Source organism: Dolichospermum sp. LEGE 00246, assembly GCF_015207865.1.
Taxonomy (GTDB): Bacteria; Cyanobacteriota; Cyanobacteriia; order Cyanobacteriales; family Nostocaceae; genus Dolichospermum; species Dolichospermum heterosporum.
Map to the genome: position 1 here is coordinate 23,307 of NZ_JADEWA010000011.1, position 6,946 is coordinate 30,252.

At 40.7% G+C, this 6,946-nt stretch carries 6 protein-coding genes and 1 tRNA gene; 2 read left to right on the forward strand and 5 right to left on the reverse strand.

The annotated features are described in order from the left end of the window. Positions 1-74 precede the first annotated feature (74 nt). The gene (argF, locus tag IQ228_RS01625; RefSeq protein ID WP_027403744.1) at positions 75-995 is read right to left on the reverse strand and encodes an ornithine carbamoyltransferase; all 921 of its coding nucleotides are present in this window, start codon (positions 993-995) and stop codon (positions 75-77) included. Positions 996-1,224: 229 nt separating this feature from the next. Here argF and IQ228_RS01630 point away from each other — a divergent pair. Next, positions 1,225-1,296: transfer RNA gene (locus IQ228_RS01630), tRNA-Thr, on the forward strand. A gap of 751 nt (positions 1,297-2,047) precedes the next feature. Here the strand turns inward: IQ228_RS01630 and IQ228_RS01635 are convergent. Further along, a complete protein-coding gene (locus IQ228_RS01635; RefSeq protein WP_027403960.1) occupies positions 2,048-3,019 on the reverse strand; it encodes an ExeA family protein in 972 nt (323 codons plus the stop codon). Positions 3,020-3,530: 511 nt separating this feature from the next. Between IQ228_RS01635 and IQ228_RS01640 the strand changes: the two genes are divergently transcribed. Then, positions 3,531-3,893, forward strand: coding sequence for a transposase (locus IQ228_RS01640; RefSeq protein ID WP_370566792.1), 363 nt, complete (start codon positions 3,531-3,533; stop codon positions 3,891-3,893). Between the two features lie 144 nt (positions 3,894-4,037). Here the strand turns inward: IQ228_RS01640 and chlP are convergent, their stop codons facing one another. The 3 genes from chlP to IQ228_RS01655 all read right to left on the reverse strand — a co-directional run. Next, positions 4,038-5,258, reverse strand: coding sequence for a geranylgeranyl reductase (gene chlP, locus IQ228_RS01645; RefSeq protein ID WP_027403737.1), 1,221 nt, complete (start codon positions 5,256-5,258; stop codon positions 4,038-4,040). A gap of 415 nt (positions 5,259-5,673) precedes the next feature. Continuing rightward, a complete protein-coding gene (locus tag IQ228_RS01650; RefSeq protein ID WP_027403736.1) occupies positions 5,674-6,264 on the reverse strand; it encodes a Uma2 family endonuclease in 591 nt (196 codons plus the stop codon). Between the two features lie 84 nt (positions 6,265-6,348). Then, a partial coding sequence (locus tag IQ228_RS01655) for an SDR family oxidoreductase (RefSeq protein WP_193962016.1) occupies positions 6,349-6,946 on the reverse strand: 598 nt, incomplete at its 5' end.

Genomic DNA, 6,946 nt, shown 5'->3' on the forward strand with positions numbered 1-6,946 from the left:
TACCCATTACCCATTACCCATTACCCATTACCCATTACCCATTACCCATTACCCATTACCCATTACCAATACTGTTATTTTGCCCCAAGAATACTTGCAAGTAAAGCTTTTTGAGCGTGGAGGCGATTTTCTGCCTGATCCCAAACCCGTGATTGTGAACCTTCAATTACCTCTTCAGTAATTTCTTCACCGCGATGGGCTGGTAAGCAGTGTAAAACAATTGCTTCTGGATCTGCAAGACTTAATAATTGTTGTGAAATTTGATAAGGTTGAAAAACAGGGAAGCGATTATTGGCTTGTGTTTCTTGCCCCATACTTGCCCAAACGTCAGTATAAAGTACGGATGCACCTTTTGCTGCTGCTTCAGGATCGTGAGTCAAGATCACTTCAGTTTTTTTATTAGCTATTTCCCTAGTTTTTTCTACAATTTCTGCATCTGGAGCATATCCTGACGGAAAAGCGATTCTGACATTCATTCCCACCAAAGCACAACCCAACATCAGGGAATTAGCGACATTATTCCCATCACCGACATAGGTTAATGTTAAACCCGCCAAACTGCCAAATTTTTCTTGTATGGTAAGTAAATCTGCCAATATCTGGCAGGGGTGTTCTAAATCCGTGAGGGCATTAATTACAGGAATTTTCGCATATTTGGCAAAAGTTTCCAACTCCTGTTGAGCAAAAGTACGAATTGCTAAAACATCCAAATAACGATCTAACACCCTAGCAGTATCCTGGATAGGTTCTCCTCGGCTCACCTGAGTGACATTAGGATGGAGATCAATTACCTGTCCGCCCAGTTGGTACATTGCGACTGTAAAACTGACTCTAGTGCGTGTTGAAGCTTTGGAAAATAACAAACCTAGAACCTTGTTACAATGCAACTTGAGTTTTTCTGACTTGAGTTGAGTAGCCAATTCCAGAAGTTCTTGCAGTTCCTCAGAACTCAGATCCGCTAGACTTAATAAATCTCTGCCTATCAATGCTGCCATGCTTGATTATCTATAAAGAACAAATGTTCCTGCGCTTTGGTATAGCCGTGTCACCAGGAATACTCCAATTGCACTGTACCAAATATTTTTGCATCAATCTACAGCACGTCCGCTAGTTTTACTGATTCTTGGCAACTGGAAAAATATTTTGTTTACCCTCTAGACAAATGATATGCCTATGCTATAATATGAAATCGGTGAGGCAATTAAAAACGTTCTTACCCAAACCGCCAGCATAGCACAGTGGTAGTGCATCCGACTTGTAATCGGAAGGTCGTAGGTTCAAATCCAACTGCTGGCCTTAACGAAACCCTTGAGAAATCATGTAACATCTCGTCCTTTGGGAACTCGAGGGGAACTCTTAACTGGGAACAGAAAGAGAGTTTTGAGTGATTTTACTTTTCTTCACATACCTTTAAATTTTTCTGTTCACCTACTTAATTGGACAAAAATATTTACAGTCATTGCGAGCGAAGGGAAGCAATCACAACCCTTGCGATTGCTTCATTTCGATTCGTTCCATTCCCAATGACATTGTGTAATTAATTCTGTCTCACTACTCAATACCTTGTCCATTTCCTGTAGGTTGGGTTAAGCGACAGCGCAACCCAACGCATTTGTTGAGTTTTATGCTAATTGCTCCGCAACGCTAACGCGAACAACCCAACCTTGTATCCCACATTCCGCAGATGTGACTCAGATTATTGATATTTTTACGATATTTTTGAAAAATTCCAGTCAGAAGAATTTTATCTACCTAATTTTTCTGGCTGAGGTTAACATTATCTGCCAAAAAATAAAGCCTAATTGTTGCGGCTCGCAAACATAAACGCTCCGGCTTGCAAACAAGACAATTTGTGGCTCACATTAATTGCAAATAAGATTGCACTTCGGCTCAAATTAATTGCAAACAGACTCAAAATAATTGCAAACAGCTTACAATCATCCAGTTCGGCTCAAATTAATTGCAAATAACAAATTCTGCCTACACTTGCAGTGAATCTGCTTGTCTATAAAAGTATTGAGCTTCTGCCATATTTAATGAACCAAAACTAAAGTGGTAATCCCGCAGCTAACATTTGCTCCTGTAATTCACGCGCACGAGTTGGATCAAGCTGCCCACGAAACAGCGATTTAATTTCAGCCGGTTTAGCATTGAACTGTTCCGCCAAACCCCTCACGTCATAACCATGCCTTGTGAGAGTGGGTTCCAAATCATCAATTTGCTTCGACAGAACAGACTCCACAATCGCCGTAGTAACAGGTTTGACCCCGACTCGGTATGCAGCCTCCAAAGCTAGTGTCAAATGTTGTTCGATTTGTAGTGGTGTCAATAGCCGCGTGGCAAGTAATTCAATAGCTTCTGCCTCCAATATTTCACCGATGGGAGTATCAGACATAGTACATTCAGATACCAGCCATTCAATATATTCTCGCTGATTACCAACAATACCTTCCAACGAGAACACAGTTGCTCGATACCCAATTTCCTCCATAGTCGGACGGCGCAAATCATTTTTCAATTTGGGATGACCAGCCAGCACCACCGAGAGCGTACCACCACCATCTTCAACTACCTCAATTAAACGTTTTAGTCCCGTTAGAGTACTGTAGTGTAAGTCATGAGCCTCATCAACAAACAGTGCCACCGGCTTTTTCCCCTTTCTAATCAGGTCGCGTAGTTCCCGTTCCCGTTTTTCACCAAGAGATGGAATTTTAATTTCCTTATCTGTGGACAAATCGTAGAATAAAGCAGCAATCAGTGTTGGTAGCGTCGCCCGGTCTTTATCCACAGAAAGCGACTTCGAGACGGTAATTTTACCTTCCTTCTCCAAAACATCAAACAAACGCCGTAAAGTCGTCGTCTTCCCACACCCAATAATTCCCGTTATGGCAACCAACTTCCCGAAATTAATTGCGGATTTAATATCCTTAAACATTTGCTTTTGGTGGTCTGTCTCATAGTACCCAGCCTTGGGAAATTCCTTAACCAAATGAAAGTGTTCCATAACTTCAGTGAGCATTTTGTTCCCCTCTTTTTGGCTTTTGGAAATACTGCCGTACTCGTTCAATAATCACTTTTTTACTCAAAGTCTCAGCCAGAAGTCCATCAATAAAGGCGATTTGTTCGGTGGATAATTTTGCCAAAGGTAAGGCTAGATAATCAGAAATCGCCCTTGGAGGAGGTTGCTTATTATCTCGGTCATATCACCAAAAAGGGAACTCCAGCTATTCAAACTACGGTTCGGTATACCCAAAGTAGCCGACAGCAAGTCAAAGACAAGCTTGTCTTGCTCAAGGGATAAATCCTCTCTTCGCCATGTTACCCAAGTTCTTTTACTACTGAGATGACTCCAAAACCTTTTGCTTATAGGCATCCTGCTTATTTGCAATTAATTTGAGCCGAACTGGATGATTGCAAGCTGGTTGCAATTATTTTGAGTCTGTTTGCAATTAATTTGAGCCGAAGTGCAATCTTATTTGCAATTAATGTGAGCCACAAATTGTCTTGTTTGCAAGCCGGAGCGTTTATGTTTGCGAGCCGCAACACCTAATCATTTACACGCAATAATAATTATCTGTAGGGGTGTATTGCAATACACCACCACAACAGAATCCATGTCTATATCAAATTCCCTATTGCGATCGCCTTCTCAAACAATAGGTGCAATTGTCCGAGGCTTTAAAGGTGCTGCAACTAAACAAATCAACCAAATACGCGATTTACCAGGAACACCAATATGGCAGCGTAATTACTATGAATCTATTATTCGCACTGAATATCATCTCCATCGCATCCGAGAATACATTATCAATAATCCGGCTCAATGGGATTTAGATGAGGAAAATCCTGTCAATCACAAATCCGTAGGGATGGATTGTCCGATTCTTAGATGATGAAGATTTGACACTCTCCGGTCTAAAGACGCGGAGATTCTTTAGAAACTAATTTTCAAACAAAACTTTTCCCATCTGCCGATATAGAAAGCGCCCCAAAAAAAGAAGCCTAGAAACGAATTTCTGGCTTCTGATTTCCTATATTTAGGGTGCAAGGGCGTTACCACGAATTAAACTACCAATGGTTTTGGCAGTAATTTTTAACTGGGTGAAGGGGTTAGCGGGAACTACAGTTTTATAGAGATAACTATCAAAAGTTAGCTTTTGTACATCCATGTCATCACACATTTCTACAAATGCTTCACGGGTAGCATCGGAACGATAGAAGACGTTTTGAAGAATGTCTAACACTTTGTAGGTGAGTCCGTATTTCTTATCCCAACGCTTGATGTACACTTTGAGGTCGCGTTCTGTGGGAATCCGCGCCCCACCGTTAGCGGCTTCCACAATGGCTTCAGCGCACATTCTGCCAGATTTAGCAGCGAAGTAGATACCTTCCCCGGAGGACTTGGTAACATAACCAGCAGCATCTCCTACCAAGGCTATGCGACCGACAACGCGACGGGGGCGGGGATGTTCAGGGATGGGGTGTGCCTCGATTTTGATGATTTCACCACCAGCGAGTTTTTCCGCAGCCCGGGCGCGAATACCAGTTTGAAATTGTTTGATTCTGGCTTTGTTGATGTGCATTGTGCCAGTACCGACGGCTACGTGATCGTGTTTGGGGAATACCCAAGCGTAGAAGTCGGTGGAAACATCATCGCCAACGTACATTTCGGCGAGGTCGTTGTAATAGTCCATTTTGTCTTGGGGAAGACGAATGCGTTCTTGGAAGGCGATCGCATAATTGTAATCTCCAGCGCCCATATCCTTGGCAACGCGGGAATTTGCCCCGTCAGCACCCACGATTAAATCCACCTTTAGGGTTTTGGTAACGCCTTGCGCCCCGTCCCCTGTATGGTCAACGTAGTGAATGGTATAGGGGTCGGTATTGTTCCCAGGAATATCAACTTTATGAACAGTGGCGTTAATTAAATTTGCCCCTAATTTTGCCGCCCGGTCCCGCAAGAAACCATCCAGCACTTCTCGGCGGCACATTCCTATATATTCTTCTTCATTTATCAGATTGATATCAACTTCACGATTAGAAGGAGAAATCATTTTCATCTTCCGTACCCGACGGTCAATAATTGCCGGAGGTAAGTCAAACTCACTCACCATGCACAGGGGAATAGCGCCCCCACAAGGTTTGGCGTTATCTAACTTGCGCTCAAACAAATAGGTTTCAATCCCAGCTTTAGCTAGGGTTTCGGCAGCGCATGAACCCGCAGGTCCCGAACCCACAACAGCAACCCGTAGTGTCAAAGGTTTTCTCCTAATTATGAATATTTTCCCAAAGTATCCTATCACGGACTTTTGGCTGAATTTCCTTTGTAGCTCCAGGTTTTGATATAAATACAATATTCCTTAATATTTCGACATGAAACCCGTGTTTTTTATATCTTATGAGTAAATATTAGTCAATGATAACTAGAAGAACAACTAATCATTAAATATGGACATTGCTGAACTGAGGTATAAAAATCAAACATTCTATTTCTCAAACTCTTACTCTCTGCGACTCTGCGCCTTTGCGTGTTAGCGAAGCGGGGCGAAGCCTGAAAATCATACCTTCACCCACCAAAGCCCAAAATTCGGCGTTGCTGATTAAGGGTATGAATTTTAGTCTCACGGCAAATCAGTATAACAGCAAATACAGGATATCAAAGATACATTATGATTATTCTTGATTTTCATTGCTTTGGGTAAAATTTACCTGTTCATATATTTCACTTAAAGCAATCTGAAAATCTATAGTTTGTAATGTTAAAATATCTGATTCCGATTCTAACTCTGTGAATATCCATTTACCATCATTTGTTTTCACATATTGCATGACATGATATTGATATTGATTGATTAAAATATATTCTTTAAATTCAGGTATAGAACGATAATACATGAATTTATCACTTTGGTCATAATTACTAGTTGATTTAGATGAAACTTCAGCAATTAATAAAGGATTCATCACAGTGGTAGTATTTTCAGTAGCATAAATAGGTTCTCCTTGAATTATCATCACATCAGGGTATGTATGTTGACGATAACGCGGTATCCACAAGCGGACATCACCAATATAAACGGCATAGTTTTTCTTTCTTAATCCGTATTTTAAGGAAGCTGCGAAATTAAGAGCTATTTTATTATGATTTGTTGTTCCTCCAGTCATAGCTATAATTTCTCCATCCCGATATTCGCTTTTATACTCTGCTTGTTCTTCGAGTTCTAGGTATTCTTCTGGTGTGTAGTATCTTGTTTGTGTTCGCATAATATCAACACAGAGTTAATAATTGTGATATTAATAAGATTCTATCATGATCTAATTTTGTGACGGTTCAGCAGTTCTAAACCCCTACTTGTCTTCTTGCATACTTCTGACAATTTTTGTGACAAGTTTTCTAGGAATAAACCTCACACATTTTGACATCATTTTATTCATAAACCCAGGAATAACAATTGTCTTTCCTCTCATTAACGCATCATAGCCCATCTGAGCCACAGTTTCCGCATCCATCATATTTTTCCCCTTCAGCATTTTAGAATCTGCCATGCCGGTTCTTTCATGAAAAGCAGATGCAGTTGAACCTGGACAAAGAACTGTGACGGTGACACCTGTACCTTCTAATTCATTAGCGATCGCTTCTGAAAATGATAGAATATAGGCTTTAGTGGCAAAATACACTGCCATTAACGGACCTGGTTGAAATGCAGCCGCAGAAGCAACATTTAATATCTTGCCATGACCTTGTTTAACCATTTCTTTGAGAAACAACTTAGTTAAATGGGTCAGACAAACTAAATTTACTTGCAACATTTCTAATTCAGTCTTGAGATTAGTTTCATTAAACAAACCATAAGTCCCAAACCCAGCATTATTTACCAGAATATCAACTTTAATACCAGATTCTTGTAATTCTGTGAAAATTTCTTCAGGAGATATAGATATAGAT